General features: G+C 55.2%; 1 pseudogene. It reads right to left on the bottom strand.

The window, feature by feature from the left end:
* Positions 1-728 precede the first annotated feature (728 nt).
* Positions 729-853 (bottom strand): annotated as a pseudogene (locus CQW31_RS31080) (FAD-dependent oxidoreductase); the annotation flags it as partial.

Below are 853 nucleotides of genomic sequence, written 5' to 3'. Positions count from 1 at the left end.
GCACATCAACCTCACCGGCGATTACCTCTGGCGCAGCAGCGCCAAGATCGGCGCGGGCAAGTTCAGGCCGCTACGACCGCTGCAACCGGCTTAGCGTGCTTTATTTTCCGTTTTCTGAGGCGACCCCTAGTGGCCTCTCGGCAAAACCAGCCTGTCGTAGAGCTTGTCCATAACATCCCCCTGAACAATGCGTGCCATAGGTTTTGGGCATATGGGCCAATCATTGCTCCCAGCATTGTTGTCGTACTGGCCAGCCTCATTCTCTCACAGCCGGTCCAAACCAGTGCCCAGACGAGGATGCCAGGCTGCTAACGGCTAGCGGGGGCGCAATACCCAGACGTGCGAAACAAGTCTGACAGGGAGGGGAAGCCTCAAGTCACAGGGAGCAGCCTAGCTGCCGCTCTAGGACGGTCTTTATAGTCAATTATAGAGTGATTATAGAATCATTCATTCCGGCTGCCTGATTTGCCGCGACCGGTTCAACTGAAGGATCTTCTGAGGTTGTTAATCGACCTCATTCCTAAGCATCAGGGAACTGTTTGTTCCTACACCTGTAACCCACGTCGGCACCAACCATGTTTTCCTCGCCGTGTAGCAGCGATCGACCTGGGTGACACACGTCAGAATCGCCGCATCGCGATACCCATGTGGTTTTTTAAAATTGTGATATTAATCATATGGATAGAGGGGAAGTGAGTGAATTTTCCCCTTATCTCGGCATGACCCCTCGTGCGCATGCCTTGGTCGATAACGATGGCCCCTTGCGCATTGACAGTGACCCCCGCCGCGTCCAGCGCGAGGCTGCGCGTATTCGGTGCCCGACCGGTGGCAACCAGCAACTTGTCAGCGCGCA

This window comes from Pseudomonas sp. 382 (assembly GCF_002759075.1).
GTDB classification, from domain to species: domain Bacteria; phylum Pseudomonadota; class Gammaproteobacteria; order Pseudomonadales; family Pseudomonadaceae; genus Aquipseudomonas; species Aquipseudomonas vlassakiae.
Note: the sequence above shows the minus strand (reverse complement) of the source record. Positions and strands in the feature narration are given on the sequence as shown.